Source organism: Bacillus solitudinis (assembly GCF_002797395.1).
Classification (GTDB): domain Bacteria; phylum Bacillota; class Bacilli; order Bacillales; family Bacillaceae_D; genus Halalkalibacter_A; species Halalkalibacter_A solitudinis.
Map to the genome: position 1 here is coordinate 2265711 of NZ_KZ454943.1, position 19775 is coordinate 2285485.

Below are 19775 nucleotides of genomic sequence, written 5' to 3' on the forward strand. Positions count from 1 at the left end.
AAAAAGTAGTGAGGATTTTAAACATATAGGTGATTTATTGGTCACAAAATTGAAAGCGCTTAATAAATTGAAGTGTTAAACTTGTCATAGAATATACTTTTTGAATACACTCTTTAAGGGGGAGAATGATATGACGTTTAAGATCGCATTTATTGGGGCAGGGAGTATTGGATTCACTCGGGGCCTTTTGCGAGATTTATTAGCAGTACCAGAATTTAAAAAAATTGAAGTTGCCTTTACTGATATTGATCCGAAAAACCTTGAAATGGTCACTCAGTTATGTCAAAGGGATATTAATGAAAATGGCCTAAATATCACGATTCAGTCAACCCTTAACAGACGAGAGGCATTAAAGAATGCTAGATATATCTTCTGTGTTGTGCGCATTGGGGGGTTAGAGGCATTTAAACATGATGTTGATATCCCGTTAAAGTATGGAGTAGATCAATGTGTTGGCGACACGTTATGTGCTGGCGGAATAATGTATGGTCAACGTGGAATTGCAGCCATGTTAGATATCTGTAAGGATATACGTGAAGTAGCGGAACGTGATTGCTTACTGTTAAATTACGCAAATCCAATGGCGATGCTCACGTGGGCATGTAATAAATATGGTGAAGTTAATACAATCGGACTTTGCCACGGGGTTCAAGGTGGACATCGTCAAATTGCAGACGCTTTTGGACTTAAGCAAGAAGAAGTGGATATTATATGCGCTGGAATTAATCATCAAACTTGGTACGTTCAAATTAAACATAATGGTAAAGACTTAACTAATGATGTATTAACAGCATTTGAAAACCACCCAGAGTTTAGTCAAACAGAGAAAGTTAGAATTGATATGATCCGCCGCTTCGGGTATTACAGTACCGAGTCAAACGGACATTTGAGTGAGTACGTACCGTGGTACCGGAAACGGCCTGAAGAAATCAATAAGTGGATTGATATGGGAACTTGGATTAATGGAGAAACTGGTGGCTATTTGCGGGTATGTACGGAAGGACGTAATTGGTTTGAAACAGACTTTCCGAATTGGATGAAGGAACCTGCTTTCACGTATTCAGAAGAAGAACGAGGTCAAGAGCATGGATCCTATATAGTCGAAGGTTTAGAAACAGGACGTGTATATAGAGGCCATTTTAATGTCGTCAATAAAGGCGTGATTTCGAACCTTCCAGATGATGCAATCATTGAGGCGCCGGGTTATGTTGATCGTAATGGAATTAGTACACCATATGTTGGTGAGTTGCCTTTAGGATGTGCGGCTGTGTGTAATGTGAGTATTTCTGTACAACGACTAGCTGTTGAGGCAGCTAGTCATGGTGATGACCAACTACTTCGTCAAGCGTTTATGATGGATCCACTTGTTGGGGCTGTGTGTAATCCACCGGAGATATGGCAAATGGTTGATGAAATGCTAGTAGCAGGAGAAAAGTGGTTACCACAATTCCAAATGGCAATTTCAGAAGCTAAAGTCCGCTTAGCTTCAGGAAATTTAATTCCTGTGAAAGAATACAACGGAGCAGCAAGGATAAAAACAAAGACAATTGAAGAAATGCAACAAAATCGCGAGGAAGCTAAGAAAAATGCTGGGGAAGCAGACAAGGCAATGGAACGACCAGCTGCTAGTAAATAAATAAAAAAAGGGGTATTCCAAACGAGGGCACTGAAAAAGGAAAAACCGGCTCTTTTAAGTTCCCCAAAGAAGCTGTAATGGCTCCGTTCGCTACTCCTTGCGATGAGAAACTCACTCACCTTTTTCAGTGGCCTCCTCACCGTAGGGATTTTAAGAGATTAGCGACTTTCCCACATTGCAAAGGGGTTGTGGTATAAGGTTAAAACCGCCTTATGCCACAACCCCTTTTAAATTATGCAGTTTTACCTTCAGTCATCCTCATGATTTATGCTTCAGTTGGTGGAACAGAACGTGTAATAAACAATGTAATCACAAAGCCAATAATCGCGAAAATTAATCCCACAGAAAAAGCCGCTTGAACACCTGAAATTAATGCTTCAGATTGTTGCGCAGGAGTTGGGTCAGTTGCACCATCTAAGTAAGCAAGCTGGCCTGCAGTCATTATACTTATAAAGAACGCAATACCGACAGCTCCTCCAATTTGTACAAGAGTATTAATAATCGCTGTTCCGTGTGGATAGTATTTACGTGGCAATTGATTTAATCCATTTGTCTGTCCTGGTGTCATAACTAATGCGATACCAATCATTAATAGCGTGTGTAAAGTAATAAAGGTGATTAACGAAGTGGCATGAGATACGTTTGTAAACATCCACATGACCACAACGACAAGAGCAGATCCAGGAATGATAAGAGATCTCGGTCCGAACTTATCGAATAATCGACCAGAAATAGGTGAAAGAAAGCCATTTAATATTCCCCCTGGTAATAGGGCAAGTCCAGCTACATAGGCAGATAGAGCGAGGCCACCTTGCAAGAACATGGGAATAATAATCATTGTAGAGAACATTGTCATCATCATGATGATAATTAAAACTGTCGTTAAGGCAAACATTGGTGATTTAAAGGCTCGAACGTCAAGAACAGGTTCAGGTAATTTTAATTGTCTTACTACAAATAGAATAAGTGAGATTACACCCACAAGTAATGTCACGATGACAGAGAAACTAAGAAAGCCCCCTTCACCTTCCCCGCCAAAACTAAATCCAAACACAATTCCACCAAAACCTAAAGTGGAAAGTATAATTGATATAATATCTACTTTTGGTTTAGTTACAGGTGTAACATTTTTTAAATAAATGCTGGCAAATAGAATCGATAAAAGGGCCATTGGAATAACGATATAAAATAACCAACGCCAATTTAACGACTCAACAATAACACCTGATATCGTTGGGCCAATTGCAGGTGCAAACATGATAACGAGTCCAATCATCCCCATCGCGCCGCCCCGTTTTTCAGGTGGATAGAGAACAAGGACAGTGTTCATAAGAACCGGGATAAGTAAGCCCGTACCTGCTGCCTGAATAATCCTCCCAAAAAGTAAGAAAGAAAAGTTAGGGGAAAATCCACAAATAATCGTACCAATTGTAAAAAGAATCATCGCACCTAAAAAGATTTGACGCGTTGTAAACCATTGAATAATTAGTGCAGAAACCGGGATTAATATTCCGACCACGAGTAGAAATCCAGTGGAAAGCCATTGAATGGTCGCTGCAGAAACTTGAAGTTCTTTAATCAAATCAGTAAAAGCAACGGTTAAAAGAGTTTCATTTAAAATCGCAAAAAAGGCACCAATAATAAGTGACATCATAATTGGCAAAACCTTTACATTCTCTTCCTGATGAGATGTAGGTTGTTCTTGTGTTTGAACTGAATGCATTAGAAATTCTCCTTTTAGGTGTTTAATATTTTTTTAATAAAATTGGGATATGTTCACTAATAATTAGTAGAGGCTGACCATCCTTTCTCGTTACGCAATGAACTAAAGCACCTTCAATCATTGATGAAATCACGACAGCTAATTTTCTTGCTCTTTCCTCATCGAAGCCATCGTCTATTAATTTATCGACAAACGTTTGTTGAAAACTTTCATAGGTTAGGCGGCAAGCTTCTCGAAGCAAATCACTCATCATCCACGTTTCAAGCGCTAATAAACCAATAGGTGCACCTTCAAGTTTTTGTACTTTTTCAAATTTGGTGGAAAACTCTTTGATAAAAGATTGAATGGCAACAACAGCATTCGTATGGATTTCTAGACGTTGCCTCAAGTGCGAGGTGACAGCCTCTCGTGTATAATGAATGGCTTCTGCGGCAAGTTCTTCTTTTCCACCGGGGAAGTAATAGTAGAGAGAGCCTTTTGGAGAACCACTTTCTTTAATAATTTGGTTTAAGCCGGTCGCATGGTAGCCTTGTATTTGAAACAGCCTTGATGCGGTTTCAAGAATTTTAACTTGAGTATCGTTCTTAAAAGTCATGTCAACGGTCCCTTTCAAACAAATTATAACAACTGGTCTATATAAATATATAGAATTGAAACGAGTTCTGTCAATCAATGATTTACAATAATCTATTATTCATAACTGTTGGTAATTATTACCACCCCATTTGTAAATAATCCTTGACGTGGGAAATAAAAGAAAGTAGAATGAAAACTGTTCTCATTGAAGTTGATAATCAATATCATTTATTAAGTTTTTGTAATTGTGGGTAAGGAGGGAGAGCGTAGCATTTTATTATGTTGAAACTACGATATTTAGTCATAGCTTTGGTTTTACTTTCGTTTACATCCATTTTTATTGGCGTAAAGGATATTTCCCCTTTAAGTCTCTTTAATCTAACGGAAGAACAATTACATATCTTACTCGTTAGTCGAGTTCCTCGGTTGATAAGCATTATCATTGCAGGCGTAAGTCTAAGCATCTGTGGATTAATCATGCAGCAAATTACAAGAAACAAATTTGTTTCTCCTACAACTGCAGGAACCATGGATTGGGCAAGATTTGGAATTTTAATTTCGTTAATATTGTTTACTTCTGCTAGCCCAATTGTCAAAATGCTTGTTGCCTCCACATTTGCTTTAATTGGAACTTTTTTATTTATGAGCATCTTAAATCGCATTAAGCACAAAGGGACTATATTTACCCCACTCGTCGGAATTATGCTAGGGAACATCATTGGTTCAATAACAACGTTTTTCGCTTTGAAAGAGGATCTTGTTCAGAATATGTCTTCTTGGCTCCAAGGTGATTTTTCTCTGATTTTAAAGGGGCGCTATGAACTATTATATATAAGCATTCCACTTGTGATTGTTGCGTTTTTGTATGCAAATCGTTTTACTATTGCCGGAATGGGCGAGGATTTTTCCAAAAATTTGGGCTTGAACTATAAAACAGTAGTTAATATAGGCTTGGTTATTGTGGCACTTGTTACATCGGTTGTGATTCTTACAGTGGGAATGATTCCTTTTCTCGGATTAATTATTCCGAATATCGTGTCGTTATATCGTGGAGATAATTTAAAGAACAGTTTGCCTCACACAGCGGTACTCGGAGCAGTATTTGTTCTCTTCTGTGACATATTAGGAAGAGTCATTATTTACCCATACGAAATATCCATCGGTGTAACGGTAGGAGTTTTAGGTAGTGGTATTTTCCTTTACCTATTGTTAAGGAGAAAGTCTTATGCAGTATAAAAGAAAAATAATCATTCTAACCATGCTAGCCTTCGCGTTAATTGCTATCTTTTTGTTTATAAATCTTAGTAGTAACAATTGGGACTATGTTCTTCCCCGGAGAGCAACTAAAATCCTAGCGATAATTTTAACTGGTGGTTCCATAGCCTTTTCATCGATGATTTTTCAAACGATAACAAATAATCGAATTTTAACCCCTAGTATTCTTGGCTTAGATTCATTGTATTTATTTATTCAAACGACGGTTATTTTCATATTTGGTTCAGCAAACCTCACAGTAATGAATCAAAATGGTAACTTTCTTATCTCCGTAGGGGCTATGGTGTTATTTTCAACGTTATTATATAAGTTTCTTTTTAAACGAAATGACCAAAGTATTTTTATTCTCCTGTTAGCCGGATTGATTTTAGGTAGTTTTTTTGGGAGTTTATCATCTTTTATGCAGATGCTAATTGATCCAAATGAGTTCTTAATTGTACAGGATCGTATGTTTGCAAGTTTCAACAACGTCAATATAAATCTTCTAGTTATCTCAATCATTGCGGTGTTCATTATTGCCATTTATGTTTATCGTTTCAGCAAATTTTTTGATGCTATTTCCTTAGGGAAAGAGCAGGCAATTAATTTAGGGATAGATTACGATAAGGTAGTAAAGCGAATGTTAATCGTTGTTGCCGTACTAGTCTCAATATCGACGGCACTCGTTGGACCGATTACCTTTTTGGGATTACTTGTTGTGAACCTTGCCCGTGAATTTTTAAGAACGTATCAACACAAATATTTAATACCAGCATCGATCTTGATTAGTATCATTGCTTTGGTTGGTGGATTGTTGCTTGTTGAAAGAGTATTTACGTTCACGACTACATTAAGTGTCATTATTAATTTCATTGGAGGCACGTATTTTATCTACTTGCTTTTAAAGGAGAGTAAACAATGGTAAATGTACTGAATTTGACGAAACAATATGGAGAGAAAAACGTTGTTGAAAACGTTTCTTTGAAAATAGCAAAAGGGAAAATCACTTCCTTTATTGGTCCAAATGGCGCAGGGAAAAGTACATTGCTGTCAATGATTAGTCGTCTTATTGATAAGGATTCTGGAGAAGTGCTCATCGATGGATTGGATATTACGCAAACAAAAAGCAATGAATTAGCTAAAAAAATCTCGATTCTGAAACAATCGAATCATATAAATATTCGTTTAACGATCCGTGAGTTAGTGAGTTTTGGTCGTTTCCCTTATTCTCAGGGAAAATTAAACCAAGACGATGTGGAACATATTGATGAAGCCATCCGCTATATGGAGCTTAAAGAAATGCAAGATAAATATCTAGACCAGCTAAGTGGTGGGCAAAGGCAACGCGCCTATATTGCAATGGTTATTGCTCAAAATACCGAATATGTCCTTTTAGATGAACCTTTAAACAACCTAGATATGAAGCATTCTGTACAAATCATGAAGGTGTTAAGACGTCTTGTTGATGATCTTGGTAAAACGGTTATTATTGTGATTCATGATATTAATTTTGCTTCTTGTTATTCTGACTATATTGTCGCTCTAAAGGATGGAAAGGTAATTAATGAAGGTCCTACTGAGGACATTATTAATAGCTCCGTCCTCAAAGACATTTACGATATGGACATTGAAATTAAGAATATAAATTGTAATAAAATTTGCGTGTATTTCTCGTAAATAGTTGCTGTTGTTATCTGATTGACTTAGTTGCTTGATTAAAAGTTCTTTGGCTCATTGGTTTAACAGGGGAATTATATTAAATAGAGGAGGACGGCCAAGAACATATCGTGCGAATCAGCAAGAAAGTCAGTTCAAATAGATAAAAAAACTCATAGAGGTGACATAATAATGAAAAAATTAGCTTTTCTTTTAATGACAATGATGTTGGTAGTATTTGTAGCGGCTTGCGGAACTGAAGGAACCGCTACTGAACCAGTTGATGGAAATGTTGAAGTAGATAGTGAAACAGAGGTAACAGAAGAAGTAGAGGGAGAAGAATCATCAGAACTAACCATTACCCATGAATTAGGAGAAATTGTTGTTCCCAAAAACCCTGAAAATGTCGTTGTATTTGACTTTGGTGTCTTAGATTCTTTAGATAAACTTGGTGTTGACGTAGCTGGTGTTGCTCAAGCGGGCTCAATTCCTTCATACCTTTCAAAATATGGAGATTCAGCATATGAGAACATTGGAAGTTTAAAAGAGCCAGACTTCGAAAAAATCAGTGAGATTTCACCCGAATTAATTGTTATTTCAGCGCGTCAAGCTGAGGCATATGATGAGTTATCAAAAATTGCTCCTACTCTATATGTGACAGTTGATAATGCGGACTATATGAATTCTTTTGCAGAAAACATGAAAACACTGGGAGAAATCTTTGGAAAAGAAGCTGAGGTTGAAGCAGAGCTTGCTACAATCAATGAATCTGTAGAAGCGTTAAATGCTAAGGCAACAGCTAATGGAGAAAAGGGCTTAATTATTCTCGTTAATGATGGTAGTGTAAGTGCCTATGGTTCTAACTCAAGATTTGGAATTATTCATGATGTTTTTGGTGTAACTCCTGCTGATACAAATATCGAGGTCTCTACCCATGGGCAAAATGTTTCGTTTGAATATATTACAGAAATGAATCCTGATATATTGTTTGTTGTTGACCGAGGCGCTGCTGTCGCTGGATCGACAGAAACCTCAGCTGCAACTGTATTAGATAATGAATTAGTTAATAACACAACTGCGGCTCAAAATGAGCGAATCATCTATCTAGATCCTGACTATTGGTATCTATCAGGTGGTGGACTTGTTTCTGTTGCTGAAATGGTGAAACAAATCGATAGTGTAATTGAATAATTCTATTTAAATGAGTGTGCACAAGGGAAGCCATTGAAAAAGTCTCTTTTAGCAGATTCGAGGAAGAAGCAATGGCTCCACACTTTATCGCCCTGCTATGAGAAAATCACTCATAGCAGGGTTTTTCTAAATAAAGCACGGATATCCTTGCCAAATGATCTCCTCTTTTTAAATTGATAAATGAAAGCGTTATTCTTTTAATCGAAAATCAATTATGATAAATTAAGATAGTTAATTAAAATAATTAATATAGGGGGCAAATATGGTTTATGTTGCAAATGAAAATAGATATACTAACATGAAGTATAATCGGTGTGGAAATTCGGGGTTATTACTACCATCACTTTCATTAGGATTATGGCATAACTTTGGTGGTGTCGATCCCTACGAAAATGGGCGATCGATGCTTAGACGAGCGTTTGATTTAGGAATTACTCACTTTGACTTAGCTAATAATTACGGGCCACCACCCGGATCAGCTGAAGAAATGTTTGGAAAAATATTAAAAACAGATTTTGCTCCATATCGTGATGAGATGATTATTTCCTCAAAGGCTGGCTACAAAATGTGGGAAGGTCCTTACGGGGATTGGGGATCGAAAAAATATCTCGTTTCAAGTCTTGACCAAAGCTTAAAGCGAATGAATTTAGATTATGTCGACATCTTTTATTCCCATCGCCCTGATCCTAATACTCCTATGGAAGAAACAATGGCAGCTTTAGATTTAGTTGTTCGACAAGGGAAAGCCCTTTATGTAGGGATTTCAAGTTATAGTGCTGAGCAAACAGAAGAAGCGGTACGAATTCTAAATGAGTTAGGAACCCCACTTTTAATTCATCAGCCTAATTATTCAATGTTTAACCGTTGGATTGAAGATGGTTTACAAGATGTGCTTACTGAAAACGGGGTTGGTTCCATTGCCTTTTGCCCACTAGCACAAGGGTTACTGACCAATAAATATTTATCAGGCATTCCAAATGATTCGAGGGCTGCAAATGCAAATAGCTTTCTAAAAAAAGAACAAGTGACAGACGAAGTAGTGAGTAAGGTGCAGAGTTTAAATGAAATCGCTAAAAAGAGAGATCAAAGTCTTGTCCAAATGGCCCTTGCTTGGGTATTACGTGGAGAAGTGACAACGGCGTTGATTGGAGCTAGTAAAGTCAGTCAAATTGAAGAGAATGTTCAAGCATTGGACAATCTTGACTTTTCGGTAGAAGAATTAACTGAGATCGATAAAATTTTACAAGGTTAATAAAAAAAGGGAGAAAAAAGGTCATTCGGACCATTTGCCTCCCTTCTTTGCCGTCATTGAAACAGTGGTTCTTTTACTTTATAGAAGAATGATTATTGAACATCACTCGGGAAAATTAGACCCATTTGTTTTCTCGCCTCGTCCATAATCTCATGGGTCATTAATGAATGCATATGACTATTAATAGAAGATTCCTTGCTTCCTTCTTTTATTAAGCGAAGGAACTCTTCGGCCTCGTTATACATAGAGTGAGCATGTTGGGGTTGGCTAATGTCCTCGACGGTTCCATCCTTATAGTGAATCTCAACCTTTTCTAACTTATTAAGATTATAGATGAGAATACTTCCTTGTTCCCCTTGAATCTCTGAAGGTATGTATGAATTAGTAATTTTAGAATACATTAACACAGCTTCTTTGTCTCCATAGTTAAGGAGAAGACTACCTTCACCATCAACTCCAGAATCAAGTAGATATCCATTAGCTTTAACTTGAGCAGGTTTTCCAAACAATACTACTGCTGGGTAGATACAGTATACTCCAATATCCATTAATGCACCATTTGAGAAAGTAGGATTAAAGGCGTTAAGGATAGTACCTTCCTTGTAAGCATTATAGCGGGAAGAATATTGACAGAAGCTTGCCACAAACCGTCGGATGGGGCCAATTTTTTGAAGATAATCCTGAATCACTTTAAAGTTTGGCAAGAGTGTCGTTTTTAATGCTTCCATAAGAACAACATTGTTTTTACTGGCTGTCATGCTCATTCTTTCCCATTCACGTGCATTCGAAGCAGCAGGTTTTTCACAAATCACGTGCTTTCCATGACTCATTAATAAAATCGCTTGTTCTGCATGGAATGAGTTAGGACTTGCGATATATACAGCATCAATCAGAGGGCTCTTTGCTAAGTCGATTAAGCTAGTGAAAGTGATTTCAACGTCAAACTTACTGGAGAATTTCTTAGCTTGCTCCTCAGTTCTCGAGTAGACAGCTTTTAATTGAAAATCATTAAGATGGTTTGCTGCATTGATAAAGGCTTCCGTAATCCAATTGGTACCAATTACACAAAAACGTATCATACTATTCCTCCTAATGTTCTTTGAAAAAGTATACCACGTAAACTAAAATGTATCCTTCATTCTACCCATCTATCGAAATTTATCTTACTGAATCGTATTGCACTTCTCAAGGAATTTGTTTATCTTAAAGTATATTATTAATATTTTTCTACCAGAGTTAAAGAGGCTACAGAAATCTATATAACAAAAGGGGCTAGTTTATGGGAATGTTCAGCAAAATAAAGAAAGATGGAAGAAAGAAATTTAATTTATTTCAAGTAGCTGAGGAGCAAGTCGTCGAATTAATCGTAACAGAGGGTAGTGACATTCAAAAACAACTGCATATTATTAATTTGACAACAAAAGATTTACAAATTATGAAGGCATTGAAGCCTTTTGTTGAAGAACGCATTGAGGAAGTAACGAATCAGTTTTATGGGTCGATTACCCAACAGCCTTCTTTGGTAGAATTGATTGAGAGACATAGTCAAGTTTCCCATTTGAAAGGAACACTACGGACGCATATTTTAGAGTTATTTGATGGAGAGTTCAATGCCGCTTTCTTTGAAAAAAGAATGAGAATTGCCAAGACTCATGTGCGGATCGGCCTAAACAACAAATGGTATATGTCAGCTTTTCAAAACCTCTTAAACTCTCTAGTTGCTGTTGCAACGGAACATATTGATGAACGATTAGACTTAGCACATGCCATCAACACCATGTCTAAATGTATAAATTTCGAGCAGCAAATTGTTTTGGAGGCTTATGAAAGTGAAACTCAAAAGATTCTTAAAGGAAAAGATGATCAGAAGGGTTCATTTATAAAGAAAGTAAGCACCTCTGCAATGGAGCTTGCTGCAATTTCAGAACAAACGAATGCAGCGCTAACAGCGTTAAAGGACCAATCAGTGGAAATTAATTCACTAGCTCAAGATGGATCCGTGATAGCTGAGCAGACCGAAACCTACTCAAAAAATGGGAAGGGACATTTAGAAAAACAAAGTGAGAATTTTGAGTCCGTCATGGAGAGAGTGAAGGATATATCTTCAATTACTGAAGAGTTTGCTGCATTTTCAAGTCAGATTACAAATGTGATTGATATCGTCGCTCAAATTGCTGAGCAAACGAACCTTTTAGCATTGAATGCTTCAATTGAAGCAGCACGTGCAGGAGAATACGGGAAGGGGTTTGCAGTTGTTGCTGATGAAATTCGGAAACTTGCTGAACAAACAAAAACATCTACGATTAGCGTAAGTGATTTAATCAAGCAAACTAATTCTCAAATTTCAAGTGTTTCTCAATCCGTTACGAGTATGAGCGATGTCGTAGAAGTGGGTCAAGAAACGATGAAAGCAACGGAGAACTATTTCTCTGAAATACTAAATTCCATGAAAAGACTTAAAGAACATAATGTCAACACGGAAACATCAATTGCTGGATTCATACATGTACTAAACGAAATTGATAAAGCGTCGAGTGAGGTTGCCAGCGCTGCAGATATACTTAATTCAGATACGGAAGAATTTACAAAAGATATTCATTAAAAGAGGACTGTCCAGTTTGAGGCCACTTTAAAAAAGTAAAACCGGAGGCCACTGAAAAACCATTTGAAGCATTTCGAGGAAGTAGTAATGGCTTCACCCGTTGCGCGCCTTGCTATGAGAAAATCGCTCATAGCGAGGCGTTTCAAAACTGGGCAACGGCTCCGCGTATTACTAAGAGGCCACTGAAATAGGAAAAGCACCCTTTTTCAGCGGCCTCTCCAGTCTCGTACAGCTTTTTTTGTAGAAAAATAAAGCAGCCTTTGAGTATTCAAGGATAAGACTCCTGTGTGAGCTTTCCCTACCCGTTGACGATATTCCCACCGTTTACGTGGAGTATCTGTCCCGAGACATAAGTTGAGTCGTTAGAAGCCAGGTAAACATAAGAAGCCGCAAGTTCTGCAGGTTGACCAGGGCGGCCCATTGGTGTGTCAGTACCAAATTTTTCGACATCTTCAGCAGGGAAAGAAGCCGGAATTAGTGGTGTCCAAATTGGACCTGGAGCAACTCCGTTGACACGAATTCCTTTTGAGACAATGTTCTCAGATAGTGAACGTGTAAGAGCAACAATTGCTCCTTTTGTTGCTGCATAATCCATTAAAACTGGTTGACCTTTGTAGGCAACAATTGACGCAGTATTAATAATCGAGCTACCTTTTTTTAAATGTGGCATCGCAGCTTGGATAAAGTAAAAGCATGAGAAGATATTCGTTTGGAATGTGCGGTGAAGCTGTTCTGATGGAATATCTTCAATTTTCTTTTGATAATGTTGTTCGGCAGCATTATTAACGAGAATATCAAGTTTGGAGAAGGTATTGATGGTTTTTTTAACCGCTTCATGACAGAAGGATTCCTCCCCAACATCTCCACTAATAAGTAAGCATTGTACCCCTTTTTCCTCAACAAGTTCTTTGGTTTTGTTAGCATCTTCATGTTCATTAAAATAAACAATGCTAACATTCGCACCTTCTTTAGCATAGGCAATCGCAACAGCTCTGCCGATTCCACTATCTCCACCTGTAATTAAAGCCACTTTGTCTTTAAGTTTTTCACTTCCTTTATATGCAGGGTCATCGAAAAGAGGTGCAGGATTCATTTCACTCTCTAGCCCTGGTTGTTGCTGTGTTTGAGGAGGTTGTCCATTTGTTTGAAGTTCCTCAAAAGGATTCTGTTTTGACATTGAAACATCACTCTCCTTTATTTGTTATCAATAACCGTTATGTTTTAGTTATAAACATTGTTTAGTTTGTGAAGGATTCATTTATTTATGAGGAAGTTTCTTGAAGTATTTGGATCATAAACAAATAGTACTACGTGAGAGATTACAGTCTTGAAACAGATAGGATATTAAACATGTAGGTGCAAATTAAATAGAAAAAACGAACGTCACTTACACTAAGTAACGTTCGTTTTTTTGAGTTTTATATCCAATGCTCGCTCCATGATTGAATTGATTCAATCACCGACTCTAAGGCAAGTCCTTTTTCTGTTAGAGAATATTCTATACGCACTGGCTTTTCGGGATATACAGTTCGCTCAATAATATGACTATTTTCTAATTCCTTAACGCGTTCTGTTAATATCCGATCGCTCATTTCAGGAATTTGAGATTTGATTTCTTTAAAGCGTTTCGGACCATCAAGTAACACCCGAATAATTAAACCGTTCCACTTCTTCCCTAATAGCTCCATCGCATGCTCATATTTTGGACACATCTTACTGTAATCCATCTTCTTCACCTCGATTAGCTTAAGTTTACCACATTTTTAGGCGGTAGATAAGAGAGAGTGAGTATTTATAAAAATAGAAAATAGAAAAAAGTAATATACAAGAAACGAGAGGAATACTAAAATTAGAAAAAAGATGTAATCAATTTTAAAAAGCAATTTGATTAGGTGGTGAATTTCGTGAAAGTTTCTAATAAAAAATTATTCATTATTATTGTATCTGTCACTGTTTTATATGGTGTGATTTATTGGGTGATCGGTGATTATCTAACAGCATAATAAGAAAGAGTGAGAATTAGCATAGATGTGCTAAGTGGATGAAAGGTCAAATACCGACTTGTTGATCCACTTTTCTTAGAATTTCCCAGGAAATGTGTCGATTTAAGAATGTATATGTGACTCGGAGGACAAAGTCATTATAATTGTTGCTACACCGGTTGCGGAAACGGCAATAAGAGACAAAATTATCTCTTGCTTCGTTATCGTGTATAGACCGGCAAATACAACAAGTAAATCAAGGATAAATATTAGTACTCCAACGTTCCATCTAAATTTAGCTGCTATCATTTGAGCTAAAAGGTCCAATCCCCCGGTACTGATATCTACCCGGAACATTAATCCAACACCAATTCCAAGTAAAGCACCTCCAATGAGTGCACTTGGCAAAGGACCAAAATCAAATAGAGAAAAATTCAGGAAATAAAACCAATCTATAAAAAGGGCTGAAAAGACTAAACCTGCTATGCTATTGTAAAAAAAGGAACGGTAGTGTTTCCAGGCATATATGTAAATTGGAATACTAACGATAATAAAGGTTAGCCCAATAGGAGTATTCCATAAATAGTGGGCAATAAGCCCAAGGCCAATGACGCCACCATCTAACAGATGATAAGAAACAAAAAATGTATTGATACCGATGCATATGGTTAAACAGCCAATGATTAAATAAAAGCTAGACTTTAGCATATAATCACCTTCATATATTTGTTGTGACAAGCTCTAAGGATTATATGCAAGGTCTTCAACAATATGTCAAAAGCACAAGCGCGAGACTATTTGTCAGGATGCTTGTGCTTTAAAGTATGGTTTCTATACACCTAGGTGATGAAGAAATGTGGTCGCAATCCCAAAATAAATCAATAATGAAAAAATATCATTTAGGGTTGTAATAAGAGGACCAGACGCAATAGCAGGGTCCACACCAAAGCGATATAGCATAAGAGGGATAATGGTTCCAGCGAGAGTACCGATAATTAGCGTAATAAGCAAAGAGACCCCTACAACAACCCCAAACATGAAGTTTTGATCCTGCCATAAAAAGGCGATGATTGAAATTAAAAATCCGCAAGTAACTCCAATAATGATTCCGACTCGAAGTTCTCTAAAAATTAGTCTAATAACTGTTTTTCGGTCTACATCAGTAGTGACGATTCCACGGACAACGACAGCTAGAGACTGTGTCCCTGTATTCCCGGTCATACCAGCAATCATAGGCATAAAGAAAATTAGAGCAACAACTTGAGACAGTGTATCTTCAAATCTACTAATGATATTTCCGGAAACTAGTCCGATAAATAAGAGCAAAATAAGCCAAGGTAGTCTACGTATAGAGGCAGTAAATGCCTTTGTATTAAAATCAATATCTTTACCGGCGGCAGATAACCTTCCGATATCTTCGTTTGCTTCACGGATGACGACATCAATCGCGTCATCGACAGTTATAATTCCTAGTAATGTATTTTTGTCGTCAACGACCGGAACAGCTATGAAATCATAACGTTCAATAATCTGAGCGACATCTTCTTGATCGGCATCCACCAACACAGAAACCACTCGACTAAACATTAAATCTTCAATTCTTTCATCAATATCAGCAATAAGTAAATCTCGGTAAGATACAACACCAACAAGCTTTTTATCATCATTAATCACATAAAGATAATAAATACTTTCTGAAAAGCTTGCATACTCTTTCAACTTATCAACAGCTTGCCTAACAGTCTGGTCGTCACGAATCCAGACAAATTCATTCGTCATTAGCCCCCCTGCAGTATCTGCAGGATAACTCATTAAAGAACGAATTTTTTGAGAGTCTTCCTTTTTCATCACGTCGAGAAATTCCGAGATTTTATCTACAGAAAGTTCATTCAATAAATCTGCTAAGTCGTCATTATCCATCAAATTCATAACCTTTGAAGAACGTTCAATTCCAAGTCTATGTAAAATTTCAATTTGCATGTCGTAATCTAACTCTTGAATTAAATCGGCAATTTGGTCTGGTGTTAAAAAAGTTAAGAATTTGTGATGATGTTTCTCTGGCAACGCACGGTAAAGTTGTGCAACGTCATAAGGATGAAGTTCGTCTAATAATTGTTGTAAGGATCCGCGTTTGGCTTCTTTTAAATATTTAATAACAAGCACGAGAAGCTGATCCTCTGTCATATTGGCTACCACGGTGTCACCCCTTTTCTTTCATTTATTAACTGTACAAAAAAAAACCCGATAAGTAAATATTAACTCGAACGTATCAACACAAGATACCCCCAATGTGAAGAATATAAACTGTAGCGGACTGAAGGCTTCTCTTTAAATTGTATATCTACATTGACAGTGATAATCAATTTCAATTAGAATGAGGTAATGAGAAATATTATCAAAGAGGTGGAAGTAAAATGTCATCATTAATGATTGTCGGAGCAGACAAATTAGGATCGATTCCAAAAAAGTTAGAGGAATTAGGTTTTCATGAAATTATTCATGTAACTGGTCGCAAAACCCAAATGGTAAAAAAAGAGATACCCACACATGTAGATGTAATTCTTATATTGACAGACTTTATTAATCATAACCTAACATCAGTTCTTAAGAAAAAAGCGACAGAACAAGACATTCCAATTTGTTATGCGAAGCGTTCATGGTGTTCTATCTATCAAGCGATTGACCGATGTGAGTTTGGATGTGGAAAAAGAAATGAATGTCACTATTATCAATCAAGGATTAAATAGTAGGAGGTTAGCGATGAAAGGAAATGCAAGGGCAATAGACTCAACACTTCTTCAGGGTATTATCGCTTGTCCATATCGCTATTATTTTCAAAATAATTTGGGTATATTTCCTGAGAAGTTGACATGGCAGCATGTAATACAAGATACAGTTAATCAAATTGTAAAAAGTTACTTTGAGTTATCCTACAATGAAAGATCGAGTATTCAAGTGTTAAGACTTATTCATACTTACTGGGAAAGAGTGAATAGGTATTACTTTGAAAGTATTTCAGAATATCTAAGGATGTTTGTAATGGTATCGGACCACTTGTTGCATTTTCTCTTATCAGAGAAGGAAAAAACTATACCATTTTTCTTATTTGAACGTTCAAACAATTTACCAAGCAATCGGCATTCTTCTTCATTAATAAATGATTTAGTTACGCGCACTGAAAATTCCTACGTTATTAAGAAAGTATTAATTGAGACGAATGAAAGACTGCTTACTATTTACTATAATGCAATTAAAGCATTTTCCCTTCAAGCCTTTGGTGACCTTCCAGAACAAATCGAAATTATTGACTTACAAACGGCCCAGCGAATTATACATATCCCAAAACCAAATGAAACACTTTCAGAAATTGAAGAAAATTTTATGGTTTATCAGACTTATGTATAGAATAAGATGGAATGTTGGCTTGAAACAAAGTTAGGTTATGGTAAAATAAACTAAATAATCAATCTCAGAATGTGAGAAGGTGAAAAAGTTGGAACAAAAGTTAGCTGATCTTCACCGAATTGCTCTTACTACAAAAAAGGCTAGTTATGAGTTTATGGCAATGTTGGAACCTGTGATTAATCAGACAAAGAGCGATTATGGGCGTTTGTTTTACCGTCATATATTTGAGGAGGAAGAAGAGCATGTGAAATGTTTAACGAAATTGCTCGGTTTACTCGAAGATATCTCCAGCTCACCCTCCAACAAAACCTTAAGTTTATTGTTACAGGCTTTAAGTATAGAAGAATTCGTACAAAAAAGATTTCTACATCATCTTGACTTTGCTATCCACTACTTTCAGGATGAAGTAAGACAACCTGTTGTAACAAGCATGAGAGCTTCCATACAGAACGACTATACTGAACTGCAGAAAATTCTACTTAATTTCAATAATCAATATGTGAAGAGCGAAGAAGAAAAAACTACTCCTCAGAAAGTGACGATAAACAAAAGAGGATTTTCTGTCGGAAGTTTATTTAATAAATAATAACCAAAAGGAGAGTGCAAATATGAGTAAAATAACACAATTTCCAGATGCGCCTTTAAATGAGCAAGAATTTAACCAATTAGATGAAACGGTTATTGAGATGGCCCGTTCTCAATTAGTGGGGCGTCATTTTATTTCTTTACACGGGCCACTTGGACGTGGTGTTCAAAGTATTCATACGGATATATATTTGGAAGACGGACAGGCAACAATTGATTTTAAAGGTACGAATGAAGATGTAGATAGTGCAACGAAGCGAGTAAGTTACACTCTCCCAATGATTTATAAAGACTTTGTATTGTATTGGCGGGATGTAGAACAAGCAAAGACACTGAATATTCCTATAGACTTTTCCGGTGCAGCAAATGCGGCGAGACAGGTTGCATATTTAGAAGATGAAATGATATTCCATGGTTCTAATGAATTTGATATACCGGGACTTATGAATGTTAAAGGACGATTAACACATTTAATGGAAAACTGGTACGAATCAGGTCACGCGTTCAGAGATGTCGTTGAAGCTAGAAATAAACTTATGCAGATGGGTCATAATGGGCCGTATGCACTCATCGTCTCCCCTGAACTTTATGCGTTATTACACCGTGTCCATAAAGAAACAAACGTATTAGAAATTGATCACGTGCGAGAATTAATAACAGGAGGGGTGTTCCAAACTCCTGTGCTAAAAGGGAAAAAAGGTGTAATTGTCAATACAGGACAGCATAATTTAGATTTAGCTGTTTCAGAAGATTTTGATACTGCTTATCTAGGAGAAGAAGGAATGAATCATCCATTTCGGGTTTATGAAACATTAGCTTTACGTATTAAACGACCTTCTGCGATTTGTACGTTAGAAAGTCAGGAAAAAGAATAACGTAAAAAAGAGCATGTTGGTACCGACCCCCAAAAGTTAGAGCAGAAAACTAACTTTTGGGGGTGTTTTTATGGCCAAATATAGTGAGGAATTTAAGATAAAGCTTGTTACTGAGTATTTACATGGAAATCTTGGATATAAATTATTGGCGAAGAAATACAATATACCCTCTCAAACACCATTACAAGATTGGGTAAGAGCCTATAAAACCCAAGGGATGGAAGGATTAAAGCAAAGAAAAGTGAAGGAAGCTTATTCTATTCAATTTAAATTAGATACGATACAATTTATGCTACACACAGGTGCTTCTTATCAGGAAACTGCTGATCAATTTAGATTGAACAATCCTTCATTAATTCACCGCTGGATGAAAACATTTAATGAACAAGGAATAGAAGGCCTAAATTATTGAGTCATCACATGAAAATATTATTTTGGAAATGAATGATCTTGAATAAGCCTTATTAAACATAGTAGTTATACTTACGTTAGTAATATCTTTTTAAGTAAATGATTTTTCAATATCACTCAAAGAGTATATCCATTAAGTGTGTCTTGTGGTAAACAAGGGCGTTAATCCAAGAAGGATTAATGCCTTTTTTGTGAAGTTATTATACTAAGTGGCAGTTTAAATGAAAAAGGTAGACTATTATTTACGAGCAGATACGGGAATGACATGTATTTAAACTAATCCTTTAATTGGTTACTTTTTTAATTTTACTGGAAGGGCTTTTCTCCCGATTGAAGACTCCTTGTGGCAGAATAAGGAAATGGTCGTTTCGTTGAAACTAAAAAACAAGAGGAGGAATAACCATGGCATTATTCAGAAATCCAGCCTTTGATGAGCTGGAAGACACATTTTTTTTAAAGGGAAAACATACGGGGAAGGAAATTTAAAATTTGTGCTAACGCTATGTGCTATTGAACCTTTTCCAAAGCGGCTTTTAGATTATGATTGGAATGTTAAGCTTGCAAATGGATTGGAAATCCAAGCTCATATGGGAGAAGGGGTTTTTTCTTCGGATGGCACAAGACTTC

At 36.7% G+C, this 19775-nt stretch carries 19 protein-coding genes and 1 pseudogene; 13 read left to right on the forward strand and 7 right to left on the reverse strand.

The genetic code is table 11. The features are described from left to right. Positions 1 to 130: 130 nt before the first annotated feature. Positions 131 to 1636, forward strand: coding sequence for an alpha-glucosidase/alpha-galactosidase (gene melA, locus CEF19_RS10855; RefSeq protein WP_100406082.1), 1506 nt, complete (start codon positions 131 to 133; stop codon positions 1634 to 1636). A 265-nt stretch (positions 1637 to 1901) separates the two neighbouring features. Here melA and CEF19_RS10860 read toward each other — a convergent pair whose 3' ends face one another. Together CEF19_RS10860 and CEF19_RS10865 are read right to left on the reverse strand one after the other, a co-directional pair. Further along, positions 1902 to 3359: an MDR family MFS transporter gene (locus tag CEF19_RS10860; RefSeq protein WP_100406083.1), complete on the reverse strand. Its 1458-nt coding sequence runs from the start codon at positions 3357 to 3359 to the stop codon at positions 1902 to 1904. Positions 3360 to 3381: 22 nt separating this feature from the next. After that, on the reverse strand, positions 3382 to 3954 hold the full coding sequence (locus CEF19_RS10865; protein WP_100406084.1) for a TetR/AcrR family transcriptional regulator: 573 nt from the start codon (positions 3952 to 3954) through the stop codon (positions 3382 to 3384). A gap of 263 nt (positions 3955 to 4217) precedes the next feature. On the opposite strand from CEF19_RS10865, the gene CEF19_RS10870 reads away from it, so the two are divergent. The 5 genes from CEF19_RS10870 (at position 4218) to mgrA (ending at position 9288) form a co-directional block, all read left to right on the forward strand. Beyond that, positions 4218 to 5171 carry an ABC transporter permease gene (locus CEF19_RS10870; protein ID WP_100408286.1) on the forward strand — a complete coding sequence of 318 codons (954 nt, stop codon included), beginning with the start codon at positions 4218 to 4220 and terminating at the stop codon, positions 5169 to 5171. After that, complete coding sequence (locus CEF19_RS10875) at positions 5161 to 6114, forward strand: iron chelate uptake ABC transporter family permease subunit (protein ID WP_100406085.1); 954 nt, start codon at positions 5161 to 5163, stop codon at positions 6112 to 6114. The genes CEF19_RS10870 and CEF19_RS10875 overlap by 11 nt, the downstream gene beginning before the upstream one ends. After that, positions 6108 to 6866, forward strand: coding sequence for an iron ABC transporter ATP-binding protein (locus tag CEF19_RS10880; RefSeq protein WP_100406086.1), 759 nt, complete (start codon positions 6108 to 6110; stop codon positions 6864 to 6866). Before CEF19_RS10875 ends, CEF19_RS10880 begins: the two co-directional genes overlap by 7 nt. Positions 6867 to 7037: 171 nt before the next feature. Next, the gene (locus CEF19_RS10885; protein WP_100406087.1) at positions 7038 to 8036 is read left to right on the forward strand and encodes a siderophore ABC transporter substrate-binding protein; all 999 of its coding nucleotides are present in this window, start codon (positions 7038 to 7040) and stop codon (positions 8034 to 8036) included. Between the two features lie 262 nt (positions 8037 to 8298). After that, positions 8299 to 9288, forward strand: coding sequence for an L-glyceraldehyde 3-phosphate reductase (gene mgrA / locus CEF19_RS10890; RefSeq protein WP_100406088.1), 990 nt, complete (start codon positions 8299 to 8301; stop codon positions 9286 to 9288). 92 nt (positions 9289 to 9380) lie between these two features. Here mgrA and CEF19_RS10895 read toward each other — a convergent pair whose 3' ends face one another. Next, on the reverse strand, positions 9381 to 10367 hold the full coding sequence (locus CEF19_RS10895) for a Gfo/Idh/MocA family protein (protein ID WP_100406089.1): 987 nt from the start codon (positions 10365 to 10367) through the stop codon (positions 9381 to 9383). A gap of 206 nt (positions 10368 to 10573) precedes the next feature. Here CEF19_RS10895 and CEF19_RS24255 point away from each other — a divergent pair. After that, positions 10574 to 11116: pseudogene (locus CEF19_RS24255) on the forward strand (protoglobin domain-containing protein); the annotation flags it as partial. Between the two features lie 252 nt (positions 11117 to 11368). Beyond that, positions 11369 to 11890: a methyl-accepting chemotaxis protein gene (locus CEF19_RS24260; RefSeq protein ID WP_406565387.1), complete on the forward strand. Its 522-nt coding sequence runs from the start codon at positions 11369 to 11371 to the stop codon at positions 11888 to 11890. Between the two features lie 298 nt (positions 11891 to 12188). Here the strand turns inward: CEF19_RS24260 and CEF19_RS10905 are convergent, their stop codons facing one another. The 4 genes from CEF19_RS10905 to mgtE all read right to left on the reverse strand — a co-directional run bounded on the left by CEF19_RS10905 (position 12189) and on the right by mgtE (position 16068). Beyond that, a complete protein-coding gene (locus tag CEF19_RS10905) occupies positions 12189 to 13067 on the reverse strand; it encodes an SDR family oxidoreductase (protein WP_100406091.1) in 879 nt (292 codons plus the stop codon). Between the two features lie 241 nt (positions 13068 to 13308). After that, entirely contained in the window at positions 13309 to 13617 is a 309-nt protein-coding gene (locus tag CEF19_RS10910) for a winged helix-turn-helix transcriptional regulator (RefSeq protein ID WP_100406092.1), read from the reverse strand. Between the two features lie 378 nt (positions 13618 to 13995). Further along, positions 13996 to 14580 (reverse strand): YitT family protein, encoded by a 585-nt coding sequence (locus tag CEF19_RS10915; protein WP_100406093.1) that lies wholly within the window; start codon positions 14578 to 14580, stop codon positions 13996 to 13998. A gap of 123 nt (positions 14581 to 14703) precedes the next feature. Further along, a complete protein-coding gene (gene mgtE, locus CEF19_RS10920) occupies positions 14704 to 16068 on the reverse strand; it encodes a magnesium transporter (protein ID WP_100406094.1) in 1365 nt (454 codons plus the stop codon). Between the two features lie 218 nt (positions 16069 to 16286). Here mgtE and CEF19_RS10925 point away from each other — a divergent pair, with 218 nt between their 5' ends. From CEF19_RS10925 to CEF19_RS10945, 5 genes are all read left to right on the forward strand, one after another. Beyond that, entirely contained in the window at positions 16287 to 16619 is a 333-nt protein-coding gene (locus CEF19_RS10925) for a DUF2325 domain-containing protein (protein WP_100406095.1), read from the forward strand. A gap of 13 nt (positions 16620 to 16632) precedes the next feature. Then, positions 16633 to 17277, forward strand: coding sequence for a hypothetical protein (locus CEF19_RS10930; RefSeq protein WP_100406096.1), 645 nt, complete (start codon positions 16633 to 16635; stop codon positions 17275 to 17277). Positions 17278 to 17365: 88 nt separating this feature from the next. Continuing rightward, positions 17366 to 17863, forward strand: a complete 498-nt coding sequence (locus CEF19_RS10935; RefSeq protein WP_157800932.1) for an IMEF encapsulin system ferritin-like cargo protein — start codon at positions 17366 to 17368, stop codon at positions 17861 to 17863. A 22-nt stretch (positions 17864 to 17885) separates the two neighbouring features. Next, a complete protein-coding gene (locus tag CEF19_RS10940) occupies positions 17886 to 18737 on the forward strand; it encodes a family 1 encapsulin nanocompartment shell protein (protein WP_100406098.1) in 852 nt (283 codons plus the stop codon). 70 nt (positions 18738 to 18807) lie between these two features. Continuing rightward, complete coding sequence (locus CEF19_RS10945) at positions 18808 to 19149, forward strand: helix-turn-helix domain-containing protein (RefSeq protein ID WP_100406099.1); 342 nt, start codon at positions 18808 to 18810, stop codon at positions 19147 to 19149. The last annotated feature ends 626 nt before the right edge of the window (positions 19150 to 19775 follow it).

Excerpts from the sequence above, each read along its gene's own strand:
- melA (WP_100406082.1), top strand. The coding sequence starts at position 131 with ATGACGTTTAAGATCGCATTTATTGGGGCAGGGAGTATTGGATTCACT.
- CEF19_RS10860 (WP_100406083.1), bottom strand. The coding sequence starts at position 3,359 with ATGCATTCAGTTCAAACACAAGAACAACCTACATCTCATCAGGAAGAG.
- CEF19_RS10865 (WP_100406084.1), bottom strand. The coding sequence starts at position 3,954 with ATGACTTTTAAGAACGATACTCAAGTTAAAATTCTTGAAACCGCATCA.
- CEF19_RS10875 (WP_100406085.1), top strand. The coding sequence starts at position 5,161 with ATGCAGTATAAAAGAAAAATAATCATTCTAACCATGCTAGCCTTCGCG.
- CEF19_RS10880 (WP_100406086.1), top strand. The coding sequence starts at position 6,108 with ATGGTAAATGTACTGAATTTGACGAAACAATATGGAGAGAAAAACGTT.
- CEF19_RS10885 (WP_100406087.1), top strand. The coding sequence starts at position 7,038 with ATGAAAAAATTAGCTTTTCTTTTAATGACAATGATGTTGGTAGTATTT.
- mgrA (WP_100406088.1), top strand. The coding sequence starts at position 8,299 with ATGGTTTATGTTGCAAATGAAAATAGATATACTAACATGAAGTATAAT.
- CEF19_RS10895 (WP_100406089.1), bottom strand. The coding sequence starts at position 10,367 with ATGATACGTTTTTGTGTAATTGGTACCAATTGGATTACGGAAGCCTTT.
- CEF19_RS24260 (WP_406565387.1), top strand. The coding sequence starts at position 11,369 with ATGGAGAGAGTGAAGGATATATCTTCAATTACTGAAGAGTTTGCTGCA.
- CEF19_RS10905 (WP_100406091.1), bottom strand. The coding sequence starts at position 13,067 with ATGTCAAAACAGAATCCTTTTGAGGAACTTCAAACAAATGGACAACCT.
- CEF19_RS10910 (WP_100406092.1), bottom strand. The coding sequence starts at position 13,617 with ATGGATTACAGTAAGATGTGTCCAAAATATGAGCATGCGATGGAGCTA.
- CEF19_RS10915 (WP_100406093.1), bottom strand. The coding sequence starts at position 14,580 with ATGCTAAAGTCTAGCTTTTATTTAATCATTGGCTGTTTAACCATATGC.
- CEF19_RS10925 (WP_100406095.1), top strand. The coding sequence starts at position 16,287 with ATGTCATCATTAATGATTGTCGGAGCAGACAAATTAGGATCGATTCCA.
- CEF19_RS10930 (WP_100406096.1), top strand. The coding sequence starts at position 16,633 with ATGAAAGGAAATGCAAGGGCAATAGACTCAACACTTCTTCAGGGTATT.
- CEF19_RS10940 (WP_100406098.1), top strand. The coding sequence starts at position 17,886 with ATGAGTAAAATAACACAATTTCCAGATGCGCCTTTAAATGAGCAAGAA.
- CEF19_RS10945 (WP_100406099.1), top strand. The coding sequence starts at position 18,808 with ATGGCCAAATATAGTGAGGAATTTAAGATAAAGCTTGTTACTGAGTAT.